13 protein-coding genes are annotated in these 18,422 nt (G+C 34.2%); 10 read left to right on the top strand and 3 right to left on the bottom strand.

What is annotated here, in order from left to right; translation table 11 throughout:
* Nucleotides 1-76: 76 nt before the first annotated feature.
* Nucleotides 77-457, bottom strand: a complete 381-nt coding sequence (locus Q0A18_RS13590) for an STAS/SEC14 domain-containing protein (protein ID WP_292010694.1) — start codon at nucleotides 455-457, stop codon at nucleotides 77-79.
* 114 nt (nucleotides 458-571) lie between these two features.
* Between Q0A18_RS13590 and Q0A18_RS13585 the strand changes: the two genes are divergently transcribed.
* From Q0A18_RS13585 to Q0A18_RS13575, 3 genes are all read left to right on the top strand, one after another.
* Nucleotides 572-1,777, top strand: coding sequence for an FAD-binding oxidoreductase (locus tag Q0A18_RS13585; RefSeq protein WP_292010693.1), 1,206 nt, complete (start codon nucleotides 572-574; stop codon nucleotides 1,775-1,777).
* Nucleotides 1,778-1,945: 168 nt separating this feature from the next.
* Complete coding sequence (locus tag Q0A18_RS13580; protein ID WP_292010692.1) at nucleotides 1,946-2,554, top strand: TetR/AcrR family transcriptional regulator; 609 nt, start codon at nucleotides 1,946-1,948, stop codon at nucleotides 2,552-2,554.
* Between the two features lie 44 nt (nucleotides 2,555-2,598).
* Nucleotides 2,599-3,129 (top strand): nuclear transport factor 2 family protein, encoded by a 531-nt coding sequence (locus Q0A18_RS13575; RefSeq protein WP_292010691.1) that lies wholly within the window; start codon nucleotides 2,599-2,601, stop codon nucleotides 3,127-3,129.
* Nucleotides 3,130-3,198: 69 nt separating this feature from the next.
* Here Q0A18_RS13575 and Q0A18_RS13570 read toward each other — a convergent pair whose 3' ends face one another.
* Nucleotides 3,199-4,797 (bottom strand): DUF4139 domain-containing protein, encoded by a 1,599-nt coding sequence (locus Q0A18_RS13570; protein ID WP_292010690.1) that lies wholly within the window; start codon nucleotides 4,795-4,797, stop codon nucleotides 3,199-3,201.
* Nucleotides 4,798-4,927: 130 nt separating this feature from the next.
* Between Q0A18_RS13570 and Q0A18_RS13565 the strand changes: the two genes are divergently transcribed.
* The 7 genes from Q0A18_RS13565 (at nucleotide 4,928) to Q0A18_RS13535 (ending at nucleotide 17,291) form a co-directional block, all read left to right on the top strand.
* Nucleotides 4,928-6,709 carry a histidine kinase gene (locus Q0A18_RS13565; protein WP_292010689.1) on the top strand — a complete coding sequence of 594 codons (1,782 nt, stop codon included), beginning with the start codon at nucleotides 4,928-4,930 and terminating at the stop codon, nucleotides 6,707-6,709.
* Between the two features lie 9 nt (nucleotides 6,710-6,718).
* Nucleotides 6,719-7,453, top strand: coding sequence for a LytTR family DNA-binding domain-containing protein (locus Q0A18_RS13560; protein WP_292010688.1), 735 nt, complete (start codon nucleotides 6,719-6,721; stop codon nucleotides 7,451-7,453).
* Nucleotides 7,454-7,523: 70 nt separating this feature from the next.
* Nucleotides 7,524-8,066 (top strand): lipocalin family protein, encoded by a 543-nt coding sequence (locus Q0A18_RS13555; protein ID WP_292010687.1) that lies wholly within the window; start codon nucleotides 7,524-7,526, stop codon nucleotides 8,064-8,066.
* 121 nt (nucleotides 8,067-8,187) lie between these two features.
* Entirely contained in the window at nucleotides 8,188-9,438 is a 1,251-nt protein-coding gene (locus Q0A18_RS13550) for a CinA family nicotinamide mononucleotide deamidase-related protein (RefSeq protein WP_292010686.1), read from the top strand.
* A 92-nt stretch (nucleotides 9,439-9,530) separates the two neighbouring features.
* The gene (locus Q0A18_RS13545) at nucleotides 9,531-12,929 is read left to right on the top strand and encodes a polysaccharide deacetylase family protein (protein WP_292010685.1); all 3,399 of its coding nucleotides are present in this window, start codon (nucleotides 9,531-9,533) and stop codon (nucleotides 12,927-12,929) included.
* A 73-nt stretch (nucleotides 12,930-13,002) separates the two neighbouring features.
* Nucleotides 13,003-15,060 (top strand): M13 family metallopeptidase, encoded by a 2,058-nt coding sequence (locus Q0A18_RS13540; RefSeq protein WP_292010684.1) that lies wholly within the window; start codon nucleotides 13,003-13,005, stop codon nucleotides 15,058-15,060.
* Between the two features lie 131 nt (nucleotides 15,061-15,191).
* On the top strand, nucleotides 15,192-17,291 hold the full coding sequence (locus Q0A18_RS13535; protein WP_292010683.1) for a M13 family metallopeptidase: 2,100 nt from the start codon (nucleotides 15,192-15,194) through the stop codon (nucleotides 17,289-17,291).
* Nucleotides 17,292-17,352: 61 nt separating this feature from the next.
* Here the strand turns inward: Q0A18_RS13535 and Q0A18_RS13530 are convergent, their stop codons facing one another.
* Nucleotides 17,353-18,399 (bottom strand): hypothetical protein, encoded by a 1,047-nt coding sequence (locus Q0A18_RS13530; protein WP_292010711.1) that lies wholly within the window; start codon nucleotides 18,397-18,399, stop codon nucleotides 17,353-17,355.
* Between the last annotated feature and the right edge of the window lie 23 nt (nucleotides 18,400-18,422).

The raw sequence follows: 18,422 nt of genomic DNA, 5'->3' as shown, positions 1-18,422 counted from the left end.
AAATAATAATTGGTGGCTTGTATTCAAATAAACCTAAAAAAAGAGAAGCTTTAACTTCTCTTTGTATTTGTAAAATTTATGCTTCAATTTCATTGCCGTTCTGGCACCAATAAAGAGCGTTATAGAGATTTTCTTTAGGGAAAGATTTAAATTCCCCGGGCATTAATACACTAAAAATATCAGTGAAATTCTGAACACCTTCTTTGTCTGTTACAATGGCTGTACGATTCCATTTCGTTAAATTCTTCAATCCTAACAGAGCGTCCTGCCACCATGCTCCACTTGTGAAATTATGCAGATCCGTATCTAAATACAACAGATAATTAAGTTCATCGAACTGATCTACTTTCTCCTTTACACGAGGGAAAACAAGGTTTTCAAAATCCTCTTTCGTCACTTCTCCCGTAGCATTAAAAGCAGCTACATTCTGGGGAGCCTCCGGAATAATCGTTATCATAATGTATATTTTAAGTGGTTTGATTTTAAGTTTGTCAACAAGAATTAAACCATAAATAGATGACAAATCGTTAAAAATATTATAAATATGATTAAATTAGTTTAAAATATAAATATGGATCTTAAATCAAATGAACCTTTTTGGCTGATAAAAGATGGATTAATCAGTTCCTATCCTTCATTAAAATCGGATAAAGAATGTGATGTTTTAATAATTGGAGGAGGAATTACAGGAAGCCTTATAGCTCATCAAATGCTTAAGGATGGTTATAATACTATCCTTATTGATAAAAGAGAAATTGGAAACGGAAGCACTTCTGCTACTACATCCATGTTGCAATATGAAATAGATGTTCCTCTTTTTGAACTTATCAGGAAAATAGGAAAAAAGGGTGCTGTTGAAAGTTATAAGGCATGTTCCGAATCTATTGACAGGATTGAAGATTTAATTAAAGAAACAAAATCTAAAGCCGGTTTTGTAAGAAAACAATCTTTATATTATGCAGCTAAGAAAAAAGATGTGGCATGGTTAAAGGAGGAATATAAAGCCAGACTGGAAAGCGGCTTTAAAGTAAAATGGAAAACTTCAGATGAGATCAGGAAAGAGTTTGATTTTCAAAATACATTTGGTGGAATAGTATCGAAGCAAGGTGCGAGTATTGATGCATTTAAATTTGCTCATGAACTGCTGAGATTTAACCATGCCAGAGGGCTTGAGATATTTGATAAGACAGAAATGAAGACAGTGGAATATCATAAAGGATTTAATTTGGTTTCAACAGTGAATGGTCCTCAGATTAAAGCAAAGAAAATGATCTATTGTATAGGCTATGAAAGTAAAGCCCTCATTAAAGAAAACTTTGTTAATTTGAAAAGTACCTATGCTATAGTTTCTGAAATTGATCAGAATAAATTTAAAAATATAAGTAAAACATTAGTCTGGAATACCGATGAACCTTATATGTATATGAGAACAACGGATGATGAAAGGCTTTTAATAGGAGGTGGGGATGAAGATTTTTCAGACCCGGAAAAAAGAGATGCTTTATTGGATAAAAAGGAAAAAGAAATTTTAAAAATTTTAAAAAAGATAAAGCCGGATTATCCGTTTTATACGGATTTTGTCTGGGCCGGAACTTTTGGAGAAACGAAAGACGGACTGCCTTATATCGGAGAACATGAAAAGTTTAAAAATTCCTATTTTGTACTGGGTTTTGGAGGAAACGGTATTACCTTTTCTGTAGTGGGAATGGAAATGGCTTCCAGGTTCATGAAAGGTAAAAAGCACATGCTGTCCAGATATTTTAAATTCGGAAGATAATATAGAATTTATATACTGTTGAAATTAATGTTAATGGATCTGATTTGTATGATTATCGGTCTTTCTTTTAAATATTTTTGCCATGTAGCAGGAAGAAAAATTAAAGATAATTGATTTTTTCCTATACTCAATGAAATTATAAAATGTTGTTGGATTATTTTGTACCAAATGGTACAAAATAATATCTTTGTAATCAATATGGCAAGAAATAAGGAATTTGATTACGATGAAAAGCTAAAAATAGTACGTAATCTGTTTTGGGAAAAAGGATACAGAGGAACTTCCATGCAAGATATTGTGGAAGCACTGGAATTAAATAAAAGCAGTATCTATAATACCTATGGAAATAAGCATAATTTGTTTCTTGAATCCCTCGATAACTATGCCCAAATGAAAACGAAGCAATATAAACACGCAGCTAATTTCAAAGGTTCAGCATTTTCTGTTCTTTCCAATATTGTTCACGATGTATTGAATCAGACGATAAAGGATAAGAAGGCTTGCCTTATTGTACGAACAATCTTTGAATTGGGAGATAGTGATGAGAAGGTCAATAGTCTGATTACTGAAAATAGTAAAGAATTGGAGGAGATATTCAAAGATCTTATTAAAAAAGCCAAACTTGAAGGGGAAATACGAAATGATATATTGCCTGAAGTAGCTGCACGATATTTACTATCAGCTTTTAGCGGGTTTTATAAACACTATGTGTTATCAGGAAGCAAAAAAGAAGTTGAAGAGATGATTGATTTTATGTTGGATTCAATGAAGGCATAAAATTTTTTTGAAAAATTCTGAACCATTTGGTATAAATTGAATTTATGATAGGACAAATAACTATAATAGCACCAACTATTCTCTTTTCGATAGAGGGGTTGCATGCACAACAAAAACAATCTGAGAACTATAATAATACAAAAATAATGTTAGACGGCACAAAAAACGTAACCATTTTAGATCAGCAAACAAGAGAAATTATAGAAGAATTTTACAGTGTCCAATCAGGTAAAAAACGAGGTAACTTAACAGAGTTATTTGCTGAAGTTGTTGACTTTGATCTACCTGGAAATATGGAGAAATTTCCGTGGACAGGAAAGCGAAATACAAAGAAAGAAGTTGAAGATTTTTTCAAAATTCTTTATGAGAATGTAAAATCGGAGAAATTTGATGTGGAGTTTATTTCTGTGAATGGAGAAAATGCTGTTGCAGTGGGGCAATTATCATCAGTTATACTGAAATATAATAAAGTATTTAATACCCAATTTGCAGCTATTTTTAAAGTTCGAAACGGTAAAATTGTAAAATACCATTTCATGGAAGACAATTATCGATTAAACGAAGAAATGCAGTAAACTGAGACTAAAAATCATGTAAGGTATAGAATAAAAGCACCACTTTATAAAAGAAGTGGTGCTTTGTGCTTAACGATTGTAATATTGAATCCGTGTATCTTTTGGATACTTGATTTCATAAGAAAAATTTATTTTTTCAGTACTTCCTGTATTTATTTTTCTACTCCAAAGGATGCTTCCTGTTTTTTCATCCCATTCTCCATCTCCGATTTCCAGTGTTTTTACAGAAATTTTAGAGTTTTCACTGATAGGAACCTGATCAAGGATTTCAAGCTCAATACTTTCTTTTGTATTGTTTCGTATATTGATCTGATAACTTTCAGTTTCCCACTTATTGGAGTTAAGTGACTTTTGGGCGGTTTTATCTTCCAGTTTAATTCTTTTTACCGTAATTCTTTCATCAGTTCCAAGTGAGATTGGGAACTCATCTTTTATATAATTGCTGCTGATATTAGTTTTTCCGATATAGTTATCTTCAAAATAGATATGAGCATCTCCAGAGATCAGGTTAAGGGTTTGCCAGTTCTTTACAAAAGCCATTAAGAATACCTGATTGTTAAGTTTAGGAACCGTATGATATTTGTAAGTTGCGTTAACTTCTTTTTTATCAAGGATCACATACTGTTCTTTTTCCTGGCTGATGATACTTTGGTTATATTTCAATTCATACATTACATTCATCTGATTATCTGAAACGGTAGCTACAGGAATCTGTCTTATATCATCATCTTGTCCCCTAAGTTGATAAGCATTAGACATTTCAGCAGATACTTTCATTTGGGATCTTTCCAGCATTTTTTTTGATTCATAAGAAGTATATTCTGCAACATATAAAGGACTTAATATAGGTCTGTTCTGATTATATGAAGGTCTGTAAGTGGAAACGAATAATTTGATATTATTCCAGTCCTGACCCGTTTTCTGATATATTTTTCCTTTATAAACTATTTCAAGAGGTTTCTTAACAGATTGGGCTCTGAGATCGTATGAAGGAACCCAGCCTGCATTATTTACAATATAGCTTACACCTAAATTCAGGCTTATTTCCTGTTCAGCAAGTATTTCTAAAAGAAGTTCTTTTTTATTTTTGTTTTTATGAGTCTGTTCTTCACTCAACTGCTTATTAATTTTAGCAATATTTTGATCCAAGATCGTTTTCTGTTCATTCAGCGAAAAGAGTTGATTATCAATTTCAAGCATTCTCTTTCTGTAAAACTCTGTAAGTTTGATAAGCTGTTCCTGAGGAGAAAATTTGTCGCTGCTGGAAAGTTTTAAATTATCATTAATAAGGCTCTGTTCTCCGTTCAGGTTTTTAATCTGAATATTCAGAAGGTTAACCTGTCTCTGTAGTTTTAATCTCTCGTCATCCAGCTTTTTCTCTCCTTCAGATAATTCATCATTTTTTAAAAAATTACTTTGTGGAGTAATTGAAAGCAAAGTGGTATTTTTTTCAAGATTGATTTTATAAGTATTTTCGTCAAGATCATTCGGAAGGTTGGTAATCCTTATCATATTTCTTCCTTTTTGGAGATTGACATTTGTATTTCCGTATACTTTGGCTCCCCGGAGAAAAACAGTAGCCTGCTTCACAATAATTTCTTTTTTTATTTCCTGTGCTTTTATAAAGGAAAGGAAAAACAGTGTCAGTATTAAAAAATAATGTTTCATAGCTTATTATTTAAAATTATTGGTATAAAAGTACCCGTAATTAGGATCTGAGCTGAGGCTACTTGGTGAATTGGAGCTTTCACTTGGTGAATAGTTTTAAAAGAACTGCAGATATGTATATCTTTGTTTTATGAAAATACTCAGGCTTTTTCTATTACTTTTTCTATTCTTTACAGGGAATTTTGTATTCGCACAGACTGTAACGGAAGAAGTGAAAGCACAAAGCAAGAAACTTGAGAAAGCATTGGATGCCAAAGATGAAGTTGCTCAGGCAGACTCTTACTATAAAATTGGTGAATCTTTTTTTAAGAATGGTAATTATGTGAAGAGTGAAGAATATTTTCAAAGAGCAAAAAAGATTTACCAGGACCAGAATAGCAAAAAGAAATTAGAACAGGTAACCAGAAAGCTTGCCCAAGCGCAGGAAAAACAAAATAAAATTGCTCCGGCGATTGCTAATTATGGAAAAGCAGCTGAGATCAGTTACTCGAGTGGAAGCCGTGCAATAAATACCAATGACGTTGAAAGACTTAAATCATCGTCTCAGGTAGTAAAGGCGGAAGCGATACAAAATAATATACAGCTTAATCTTAAAGAAAATGAAAGTGCAGATCTGGCAGAAAATTACAGCCAGTTGGCAGATATCAATATTCAGCAAAAAAATATTCCCAAAGCTGAAGAAAACCTTAATAATGCTTACCGGATTTCTAAAAAAGAAACACCTCAACAAGCGCTGGAGATTAATCAGAAACTTACAGATTTATACGTAGAAAATAAAAAGTTTGATAAGGCGATAGAGGCTAAGAAAGAAGTCTTAAAAGAAGATTTTCTGGGAGAAAATTCACAGAAAAAGGTAGATCAGATTCAGCAACTTGCAGAGATTTATATTAAAAAAGAAGACCCGAAAGAGGCGGTAAATTTATTGACTAATGCATATGGAATAGCTATAGAGAAAGGGTATACTCTGGAGGCACAAAAAGCAGTTAAAAAACTGGATAGTTTATACAGAGTTTCTGGAAATACCAATGAGTCTGTAAAGCTCTACAGAGATTTTTTTGGAAAATTACCTGATCTGATTTCTAAAGACCGAAGCCTAGTAGATAACAAAATACTGGCAGATACGGAACAGAGAATCCTGCAGTTGGAGAAAGAAAAAGAGCTTAAGGATGAACTGATCCAAAAGAAAAATACTTTTAATTATGGATTAATAGCAGTTTTGGGTATACTTTTACTGTTGATTGCTTTTATTGTCTGGACATTGAAGAGGGTTCAGATTAAAAATAAAAAAATCGCCCTGCAGTCATTAAGAAGAGAGATGAACCCTCATTTTATCTTTAACAGCTTAAACAGTATTAATCAGTTTATAGCTACTAATAATGAACTCGAAGCGAATCAGTATCTAACGCGTTTCTCCAAACTGATGAGAGGAGTGATGGAAAATTCAGCAGAAGATTTTATTCCGTTACAACAGGAATTAGATATGCTGCATAATTATCTTGCCTTGGAAAAAACACGTTTTGCAGATAAATTTGATTATCAGGTGGAAGTAGATGAAAGTCTGATCGTCCCTAGTCTTCAGATTCCCGGAATGCTGATTCAGCCTTTTCTTGAAAATGCAATTTGGCATGGACTCAGGTACAGAACTGAAAAAGGATTTTTAAAACTGATACTGGAAAAGGATCTTCAATATTTAAAAATAACTATTGAGGATAACGGGATAGGAATAGAAGAAAGCCAGAAACAGAAGACGGAACATCAGAAAACAAGGGAGGGAAGGGGCATGAAAAATACTCTAGAACGTATTAAGCTTCTGAAAGATTTATATAAAAAAGAAATTACATATTCTATTACGGATAAACCCAATGGAAATGGTGTAATTATAGTTTTGAATATTGATCTTAATCTTAAATAAACTTTCAAAATGAAGGTAAAAGCTGTAATTGTAGATGATGAGATAATTGCCAGAGATGTTTTGAGAAATTATCTTACTAAATACTGCCCACAGGTGGAAATTCTGGGAGAAGCTGAAAATATTAAGGAAGCAGTGCCATTGATTGAAACGCAGCAACCTCAATTGGTATTTCTTGATGTGGAAATGCCCTTTGGAAATGCCTTTGATGTTTTGGAGGCTACAAAAGATTATTCTTATGAAACTATTTTCATTACGGCATTTTCCCAATATTCTTTACAGGCGCTCAATAAATCGGCCAGTTATTATATTCTGAAGCCAATCGATATTCAGGAGCTGATACTAGCAGTTAACAAAGTCGCTGAAAGTATTGAGCAAAAAGATGAACTGAACCGGAATAAAATACTTTTAGAAAACCTTAAACTGAAACCTGAGAAGCAGCTACTTATTTTACCTACTTTACAAGGATTTGATGTGGTGAAAATTGAAGATATTATAAGATTGCAGGCAGATGGTAATTTCACCCAGGTCTACCTTGCGGACGGTTCTAAGAAAATGGTTTGCCGGTTTTTAAAACATTTTGATGATTTGTTAGATGCTCCTTTCGTAAGAGTACACCGTTCTCATATCATCAATACGGACTTTGTAAAGTCTTATCATAAAAGCGGTACAGCTACGTTACTTGATAATACCGAAATTGAAGTTTCAGGGAGTTTTAAAGAACGTTTTTTAAGTGTCTTCTCATAGATTTATCTTTTATTAACAGGGGATAGGCATTATTTTTGACATTTTTCATAATAACCACAAACTTATATTTATGAAAAATCTTCAAAAGATAGTCATTCCTGTATCATTAGGAGTCCTGGGAGTCTTGTTTTTTAATTCATGTTCAGTGGGGATTCCCAAAGGAGCAAAAGCTGTTGCTCATTTCAATTCGGAAAAGTATTTAGGGATATGGTATGAGATTGCCCGTTTTGATTATAAATTTGAAAAAAACATGAATAACGTTACCGCTACTTATTCTTTTAACCCAAACGGAAGCATTCGTGTTGATAATAAAGGTTATAATTATGTGAAAAACAAATGGAAAGAATCCATTGGTGAAGCCAGATTTGTAAAAGATGAAACGGAAGCACGTCTTAAAGTATCTTTTTTCAAACCTATCTGGGCGGGATATAATGTGATTGATATCGATGAAGATTATCAATATGCTCTTGTAGCAGGAAATAGTTTAAAATATTTATGGATTTTATCCCGTACAACTGATATTCCGGAAAGTATAAAACAAAGATTTTTGGAAAAAGCAAGGAAAATAGGATACAATACAGATCAGCTGATCTGGGTTGAGCATAATAAGTAAGGCAGTCATTGACTGCTTTTTAGCTGTTATATAGCTTTAAGGTGTAGGAAAATATTCTTTTATATTGTTTGTAATACAGATTTTTCCTTCATTTGTAAAACAATTTTTCGTAAATTTAATTATGCAAAAAGCCGTTCTTATCACTATCGGAGATGAAATCCTTTCAGGAAATACCGTAGATACCAATTCTAATTTTGTTGCTACCGAGTTAAAAAATATAGGGATAAAAGTAGCCCAGATCTTTACTATTTCAGATGAAGTAGAAACGATTAAAAGCACATTGAAATCTGCTTTTGAAATGGGGGAAGTTGTTATTATGACAGGAGGACTCGGACCTACCAGAGATGATAAAACCAAAAAGGCCTTTGCTGAGTTTTTTCATGATGAAATTATTTTAGATGAAGTGACTTTGGAACATCTTAAAAATTATCTTGAAAAAAGAGGCCGGTCTCAATTATTTGAAAGAAATAAGGAACAGGCCTATTTACCTTCTAAATCAACAGTTTTTCAAAATTATTATGGAACTGCTCCCTGCATGATGATGGAGTATAAGGGAAAAGTATGCTTCAGTCTTCCTGGTGTTCCTTATGAAGTAAAACCATTGATAAAAGATCAGATTATTCCTTACCTGAAGGATAAATTCAAGCTTAGTTATATCCACACCAGAATTGTTTCTGTTGTGGGAGTTCCTGAAAGTATTCTCGCTGATATTATTGAAGACTGGGAATTGGCTTTACCTGAAAATGTAGAGTTATCTTATCTGCCTATTGGTAACCGCGTCAAATTAAGACTTACGGCTGCAGGAGGAGATGAAGCTTTTTTACAGGGACAGCTGGAAGAAGAAATCCATAAATTATTTCCTTTGGTGGGAGATCATATTATTGCGACTACAGAAGATAAAATAGAGAAAATATTAGGAGAGTTGCTAGGAGAAAAAGGATTGACGATTTCTACCTCAGAAAGCTGTACAGGAGGAGAGTTGGCTAAAATGATTACTTCCAATACGGGAAGTTCTAAATATTTCCTGGGCGGAATTGTAGCCTATGCGACAGAGAAAAAAGTTGAAATTTTAAAAGTTTCCCAATCAACAGTTGATGAATATACGGTGGTGAGTGAGCAGGTGGCAAGAGAAATGGCAAAAGGATGCCAGCAATTATTTGATACTAATATTTCTTTGTCTACAACCGGTGTGGCAGGGCCTGGAAAAGGAGAAGATGGAAAAGATGTAGGAACTGTATTTTATACCATAAGAATTAATGATAAAGAAAAAACCTATAAGCTTTACCTTCCTCACATGGAAAGATTGGATTTTATGAATTTTGTTTCTCAAAAGATATTACAAGATTTAGTGAGTGCTCTTATAAATGGGTAGTTTTCAGCTTACTTTTAATTTTTTTTTAATAAAATAAGAATAAATTTTTCACACTTTTTGAAGCTCGTATTTCAGTCTAATACAACACAATAGTGGAAAATTCAAAACAGATATTTCAGACCGACAGTACAAAGCGTTGGAGAAATGTTAAATGGGGTAGCCGTATTTTTATTTTTATAGCGTTATTACTTTTTCTGGCTCTCGGATTGATGATGGCTTTAAACAGAAACCCCGGAATTCCTTTTAAGGAAGATTATAAAGCTGTAATCACAGCCGGTAAACCTTATTTGCAGGAAAATAAAATTTCAAAGGAATATAAAGGATTCAGGAATTTTATTTCAGAGAAATCCATTCATACCAATCTTTCTAAAATAGAGAAATCGAGAATAGAACGGCTTAAAAATCAAAACAGAAACTGGGCAGAGTATCCCGCAGGTATAAGATCGGCTTTTTATGTTGCATGGGACCCCCAGTCACTAATGTCTCTTAAAAGAAATATCAGACATATTAATCTTGTTTTTCCAGAATGGTTTTTTCTTGATCCTAAAACAGGAGACCTAAAAACAAATGTGGACCCGGAAGGTTATAAGGTTATAAGGAGATCAGGGGTTTCTGCTATGCCTATTTTAAGTAATAATTATGACCGGGAATTCCGTTCAGAAGGACTGGGAAAAGTGTTGAAAGATCCTCAAAAAAGAAGTCAGCTGATCCGAAAAATAACTCAACAATGTATCAAGTTTCATTTTAAAGGAATAAATATAGATTTTGAAGATATGAATCTGGATTCAGACGAATATCTCATAGACTTCATGAAAGAATTGTCGACCAATTTTAAAGAGAATAATTTATTGGTCACTATGGATATTATGGCAGATAATGAGGATTATAATATCCAGAAGCTTAATCCTTATGTAGATTATTTTGTGCTTATGGCGTATGATGAATATTCTGCTGGCAGTGATGCAGGTCCTTTGTCTTCTCAGAAGTGGATAGAAGCGCAGACAGATAATCTTCTTAAGAAAACAACACCCAATAAAGTGATCTTAGGGTTGGGAGCTTACGGATATGACTGGAGTACGAATACAGACGATAATACTTCCGTTACCTATATGGAGGCTATTACAAAGGCTAATGCAAGTCAAGCCCATATTAATTTTGATGATAATACTTTTAATCTGAATTATTCTTACACAGATTCTAATAGGAATGTACATACCGTATTTTTCAATGATGCAGCTTCTATTTTTAATACAATGCGTTTTTCTTCGGAATATCCGTTGGCGGGAACAGCTATTTGGAGATTAGGAAGTGAGGATAGCAGAATCTGGAATTTTTATGATAGAGATCTCACTTTTAATGGCCTTTCAAAACTTAACCTAAAAAGTTTGGAAAATGTGAAAGGTCAAACGATGGTGGATTATATTGGAGATGGTGAAGTCTTAGATGTATTGAATACACCACATGATGGTAAAATTGCTCTCGAAATTGATCCTAAAGAGAAAATTATTACCAACGAGAATTATATAGCTTATCCCAGTTCATATGAAGTTAAAAAATATGGAAGGGCTCCTCAAAAAGAATTGGTACTAACTTTTGATGATGGCCCGGATGAAACATATACTCCACAGGTTTTAGATATACTGTCAAAATATCATGTTCCGGCTGCTTTCTTTTTAGTAGGATTAAATGCAGAAAAGAATCTTCCTCTGGTAAAAAGAATTTATAGAGAAGGTCATGAAATCGGAAACCATACTTTTACTCATGAAAATGTAGCAAAAGTAAGTCCTCAAAGAGCATTGCTGGAGCTTAAACTTACCCGTCTTCTGATAGAATGTATCACAGGCCATAGTACTATTTTATTCAGGGCACCTTATAATGCGGATTCAGAACCGACAACTCCCGAAGAGATTATTCCTGTGGCTTTGGCAAGAAAACAAAACTATCTGGATATAGGAGAAAATATAGATCCTGAAGACTGGCAGCCTGGGATTAAAGCTGATGAAATTGTAAAAAGAGTAATGGCGGGAATAAAACAGGAACGTGGAAATATTATCCTTCTGCATGATGCGGGTGGAGAAACCAGAGCAGAGACGATAAAAGCACTTAAGGTACTCATTCCTGCATTACAAAAGCAAGGCTATCATTTTACCAATCTTGCCACTATTTTACACAAGAACAAAAGTGAGCTTATGCCGGGAGTACCTAAAACAAAAGCTTATTATGTAATGCAGCTCAATTTGGTTTTGGCTACAGTAATCTATGCCATAAGCCATTTTATGGTGGCGCTTTTTGCATTATTTATCGTATTAGGTATCATAAGATTGATCTTAATGGCATATTGGGCTGTAAAAGAACGAAAAAAAGAAAAAAAACTAGACAGGCTCCCTGAATTGGAGTCTTATCCAAAAGTTTCAATTATTGTTCCTGCCTATAATGAAGAAGTCAATATAGTTTCTTCTCTGCATAACCTGTTAAAACAATCTTATCCAAACTATAATATCATTATGGTGGATGATGGAAGTAAAGATTCCACTTATGAAAAAGTTCAGGCAGAGTTTTCTCATCATCCCGAACTGAAAATATTTACCAAATCCAATGGAGGTAAGGCTTCTGCTTTGAATTTTGGAATTGCCAATACTGATGCCGAATATGTGGTTTGTATTGATGCAGATACTAAACTGCAACATAATGCTGTAGAATACCTTATCGCAAGATTTCTGAATGCAGATCCTGAAGAGAAGGTCGCGGCAGTAGCCGGAAATGTGAAAGTAGGAAATAAAGTGAACTGGCTTACAAGATGGCAGTCCATTGAATATACAACCAGTCAGAATTTTGATCGTCTGGCCTATGCCCATATCAATGCGATCACAGTGATTCCAGGAGCTATAGGAGCATTTAAGCGATCTGTAATTGATAAAGTGGGAGGGTATTCATCAGATACTCTGGCAGAAGATTGTGATCTTACCGTTAAGATTTTAAAAGAAGGTTACACGGTAGCTAATGAAAACAGAGCCGTAGCTATAACAGAAGTTCCGGAAACGGTTAATCAGTTTTTAAAACAACGTTTTCGTTGGACTTATGGAATTATGCAGATGTTCTGGAAACAAAAGCAGACATTTCTCAATCCTGAATATAAAGGATTAGGACTTTGGGCAATGCCAAATATTTTATTGTTCCAATATATTATTCCATTTTTTTCTCCTTTTGCAGATATCATTATGTTCTTTGGAATATTGTCCGGGAACGGGGAAAAGATACTTAGTTATTATCTGATTTTTTTACTGGTAGATGCTTCCCTGGCATTGGTCGCTTTTATTATGCAAAGAGAAAAGCTTACAGATTTGCTGTATATAATTCCACAGAGATTCGGATACAGGTGGCTGATGTATATTGTCCTTTTTAGAAGCCTCAGAAAAGCTTTGAAAGGTGAAATGCAGTCTTGGGGGTTTTTGAAAAGAACAGGAAATGTAAAAGAAGTGGCGACTACATAAAGGGTAATAAAATTTATATTGGAAAGTAACGAATCGGAAAAAAAATATACATATTGTATAAATTGTTATTACAATGAAAAAATTGACATTTTCTTTATTTTTATTAGCAGGAGTTTGTTCACAAAATATTGTGAATGCTCAGGCAACTTCAACTAAAACAGTCGTGAATACAACAGATAAAGGCTTAGACATCAGCTTGATGGATAAATCAGTTCGTCCACAGGATGATTTTTATAATTTTGTGAATGGAACCTGGATGAAAACCGCTAAAATTCCATCTGATAAACCTACATGGGGAAGTTTTAACAAACTTGCCGAAGACACTGATAATAATTCCATGACGATATTGAACTCTCTTCTTAAAGACAAATTTGCTGATGGAAGTGAAGGTAAAAAAATTCAGGATCTGTATGCTACTTATATGAACATGCAGAAAAGAAATGCAGACGGTATCAAACCTATTCAGGAAAACATCAGTAAAATTGATGCGATCAAAAACCTTAATGATTTGCAGGCTTACCTTGTTTCAGTAACGAAGGACGGAGAAAATACCTTCTATGGTTGGGGAATAGATGCGGATCTTAAAGATTCCAAAATGAATGCGGTTTATCTGGGAGATGCTTCTTTAGGACTTGGAAGGGATTATTATCAGAAAGTAAATGATAAAAATACCGAAACTCTGGCTGAATACCAGAAGTATGTAGCTTCCATGCTAAAAGAATTAGGATATAAAAATGCGGATGATGCAGCTAAAAATATCGTTAATTATGAAAAAAGCATTGCTAATACATATCTGACTAACGAGCAGATCCGTGATGCTACCCTTCAGTATAATCCGCAGACAATGTCTCAGCTTTCTGCTTTGGTAAAGAATGTGGACCTTCCTGCTTATCTTAAAAAAGTAGGAGTAAATACAGATAAGGTAATTGTAGGAGAAATCAACTATTATAAAAATTTTGATAAATTGGTGAGTGCTCAGAACCTGCCTGTTATCAAAGATTATCTGAAATTTCATATGATCAACGGAAGTGCTTCTTACCTAAGTGAAAAATTAGGAGATATGAGATTTGCTTTCTATGGTAAATACCTGAGAGGTCAGCAGGAACAGAGAGCTCTTAATAAAAGAGGATATGAGCTGATCAACGGATCTTTGGGAGAAGCTTTCGGAAAATTATATGTTGAAAAATATTTCCCTGCTGAAGCTAAAGCTCAGATGGTAGAGTTAATCGATTACTTAAAGAAAAGCTTTGCACAGCATATTAACGGTTTAACGTGGATGTCTTCTGTAACCAAAGATAAAGCATTAAATAAGCTTAATAAGTTTACAGTAAAAGTAGCTTATCCGGATAAATGGAAAGATTATTCTAAATTGACAATCATTCCTGAGTCCAAAGGAGGAACATTGTATAAAAACCTACAGAATATTACGGAATGGCAGTATCAGAAAGATCTGGACAAAATTGGTAAACCGGTAGACAAATCAGAATGGGGAATGACACCGCAAACGGTAAATGCTTACTACAATCCTGTAAACAATGAGATTGTATTCCCAGCAGCTATCCTTCAGCCTCCTTTCTTTAATCCAAAGGCGGATGCTGCGGTAAACTTCGGAGGAATAGGAGCCGTAATCGGACACGAAATGAGCCATGGATTTGATGATTCCGGAGCACAGTTTGATGCTGACGGTAACCTGGTCGACTGGTGGACGCCTGAAGATAAAGCCAATTTTGAAAAAGCAACTAAAGCACTTGCTGCTCAATATGATAAATACGAGCCTGTAAAAGGAGTATTTGTAAACGGAACCTTTACTAACGGGGAGAATATTGCTGACCTTGGAGGTGTAAATATAGCTTACGATGCTTTACAAATGTATTTAAAAGATAAAGGAAACCCTGGACTGATCAGTGGCTTTACACAGGATCAGAGATTTTTCCTAAGCTGGGCAACTGTCTGGAGAACATTATCCAGTGAAAAATATATGGTAAACCAGGTGAAAACAGACCCGCACTCTCCGGGATATTTCAGAAGTTTTGCCCCTTTGATCAACGTTGATGCATTTTACAAAGCATTTGATGTGAAATCAGGAGATAAATTATATAAGAAACCGGAAGAAAGAATTAAAATCTGGTAAGAATAATAAAAAAAAATCACCCACAATCGGGTGATTTTTTATTTGTAAATGATACTTTAATAAAATTGAACAAGTGTTAGGCATAAATTTGTATATTTGATAAGTTTGTGTAAAATCAAAATTATCTCTTAATGAAAAAGCTAAACATTGGAATACTTGCCCTTTCAGGTATTGTATTTTTGAATTCGTGTGGTATTACAAAAAAAACAGCAGAAGCAACTACTAAAAATGAAACAACTGTTACAACAACTGCACAGTCTAAAGAAGAAGTTAAAGAAGAGGGAATCAATTTATCCTATATGGATAAAAGTGTTCGTCCACAGGATGATTTTTTTAGCTATGTAAACGGAAATTGGGTGAAAACAACTCAGATTCCATCTGATAAAGCTAGCTGGGGATCTTTCAATGCATTGAGAGAAAATGTGGATGATGCTTCTCTGGATATCCTGAATAAAATTTTATCTGAAAAATATACAGAAGGTTCCGAAGGACAGAAGATTCAGAATCTGTATGCATCTTTTATGGATGTTAGCAAAAGAAATGCTGATGGAATTACTCCCATTAAAGCTGACTTAGCTAAAATTGATGCGATCAAAAATCTTAACGACTTACAGAAATACCTTTTGGAAGCGACCAGATTAGGAGATAACTCCTTTTATGGATGGAGAGTAGGAGCAGATATGAAAAACTCCAAAATGAATGCCGTGTATCTTGGCGGTCCTGATTTGGGATTAGGAAGAGACTATTACCAGAAAGTAAATGACGCTAATACTAAAACTTTGGAAGAATATACAGTATATGTGGGTAAACTTTTTAACGTTTTAGGATATAAAAATTCAGCTCAGGCGTCTAAAAATGTTGTAGCATTTGAAAAACAGTTGGCAAATTACTTATTAACTCTGGAGCAAAACCGTGATGCTAACCTTAGATACAATCCTAAAAATGTATCCGAATTATCAGGATTGGTAAAAAATATAGATTTAGCTAAATATCTTAAAGAAGCAGGAGTTAACACTGATAAAGTGATTGTTGGGGAACTGAAATATTACCAGAATATGGATAAGTTCTTAACTCAAAACAATCTTCCCTTATTAAAAGATTATTTAAAATATCATTTGATTAACGGAAATGCCAGTAACCTTGATGAAAGATTGGATCAGATTCGTTTTGATTTCTATTCCAAATATCTGCAGGGCCAAAAAGAACAACGAAGCATGGATAAAAGAGGATTATCCCTTGTTAATGGTGTTCTTGGAGAAGCATTCGGAAAATTATATGTTGAAAAATATTTCACACCGGAATCTAAAAATCAGATGGAGACTTATATCGACTATCTGTTGAAGTCTTTCAAAACACATATCAATGATATGGATTGGATGTCTCCGGCCACTAAAGTGAAAGCTCAGGAAAAATTATCCAAATTCACAGTGAAAATTGCCTATCCGGATAAATGGAAGGATTATTCTAAACTAAAAGTGGAGTCCCCATCTCAGGGAGCAACCCTATATTCAAACCTGCAGAATGTATCTGCATGGCAATACCAGAAAAGTTTAGACAAAGTAGGAAAACCGGTTGATAAAACAGAATGGGGAATGACTCCGCAAACAGTAAATGCTTATTACAGCGGATCCAATAATGAGATTGTTTTCCCGGCAGCTATTTTACAGCCCCCTTTCTATAACCCTAAAGCAGATGCTGCTGTAAACTTCGGAGGAATTGGAGCCGTAATCGGTCATGAAATTTCTCACGGATTTGACGACAGCGGATCAAGATTTGACGGAGACGGAAATCTTAATAACTGGTGGACAGATGAAGACCGTAAGAACTTTGATGCAAAAGTAGCTCAGTTGGCAGCACAATATAATGCATATGAACCCGTAAAAGGAAGTTTTGTAAACGGTAAATTTACCAGTGGTGAAAATATCGGAGATCTAGGTGGAGTAGCAGTAGCTTATGATGCATTGCAAATGTATCTTAAAGATCATGGAGATCCGGGATTGATAAGCGGATTTACTCAGGATCAGAGATTCTTTATGAGCTGGGCAACGGTTTGGAGAACCAAATCTACCGATCAGTACATGATCAATCAGGTAAAAACTGATCCGCACTCTCCCGGATATTTCCGAGCATTTGGACCATTGGTAAATCAGGATGCTTTTATTAAAGCATTTGATATCAAACCTGGAGATAAAATGTATAAGGCTCCTGAGAATAGAATAAAAATTTGGTAATTTTACCCGAGAATTGTTAGAAAAAAAAGAATCCGCTTCGTATCGAGGCAGATTCTTTTTTTTAATATTCTTTCTTATAATTACGGAGAATAAATTTTATTCCGGTTTCTATGATATCTCCCATGGTTTTGCAATACTTGAAATTAACATCATAGGTAAGTTTTTGTAGAGATGTCCTTAGTTCTATGACATTGGCTTCCGGTGCAGTATTATCTTGCTTCATAATAGAAATAAGTTCATCGAATTTGGTTTGGCTGCTGGTGACTCTTTTTACAATTTGAGAACGTACTTCCTTACGGTATTGTTCTATAGAGCTGGGTTTCAGCTTCTCCAATACCATATTTACCATTTGGTTGTTTTCTTTGAAATACTGAGGAAGATAAACTTTCAAATTCCCCTCATATGTTTGTTGATCAAAATCAATGGGTCGGATTCTGTAAATAATCTGGTCGAAATCGTGTATGGGAATCACAACATAATTATAAGAGCGCATGTCACCAAGGAGTCCAATAAGACAACGCTCATTGAATTTTACAAACTCCTTTGAAATTTGTGCCTTTTCCAATTCCGTACAGTTGAATAAATACTTCTGAATAAAAACATCTCCGGGAATTCCCAGAATGTGCTCTTCAATCAAAGTGTTTTTGTAGACCAGAAAGTTTATTCGGTTGGGAGAAAGCAAGTCTTCAAGTTCAAGCCCGAATATTCGGGAAGCATCCGCCTGTTTAATATAAAAATACGTATAATTATCATTAAGGATATTTCTCACCCGAATTCGAAAAGGTTTAGAATTGCCGAAAGTACAAAAGTCAATGGTATCTACTTTCAGATAAGGTAAAGTAGCAATATCTCCATCAGAATGAAGGAGGGTATAAATCTTATTTAAGTTAGCCTCTATTTCTTTAAACTCATATTCAGAATACAGCACCCCAAGCCATAAAGTATCTTTTCCGTCTTTATCCAGAATACTTACACTGTCACTAAACCTTAAGAGGTCTTCATACAGAAACTTAATCTTGGTAGTTCTGTTATATTTTTCCAAATATTGTTGTAATGCTTCTGAAACTGGAAATATGGGTTTTCTAAATGCTATTTTTACATCCTTCATGGTATTGTTCACTTTGTTTAAAT

The organism is Chryseobacterium sp., assembly GCF_022712095.1.
Classification (GTDB): domain Bacteria; phylum Bacteroidota; class Bacteroidia; order Flavobacteriales; family Weeksellaceae; genus Chryseobacterium.
Note: the sequence above shows the minus strand (reverse complement) of the source record. Positions and strands in the feature narration are given on the sequence as shown.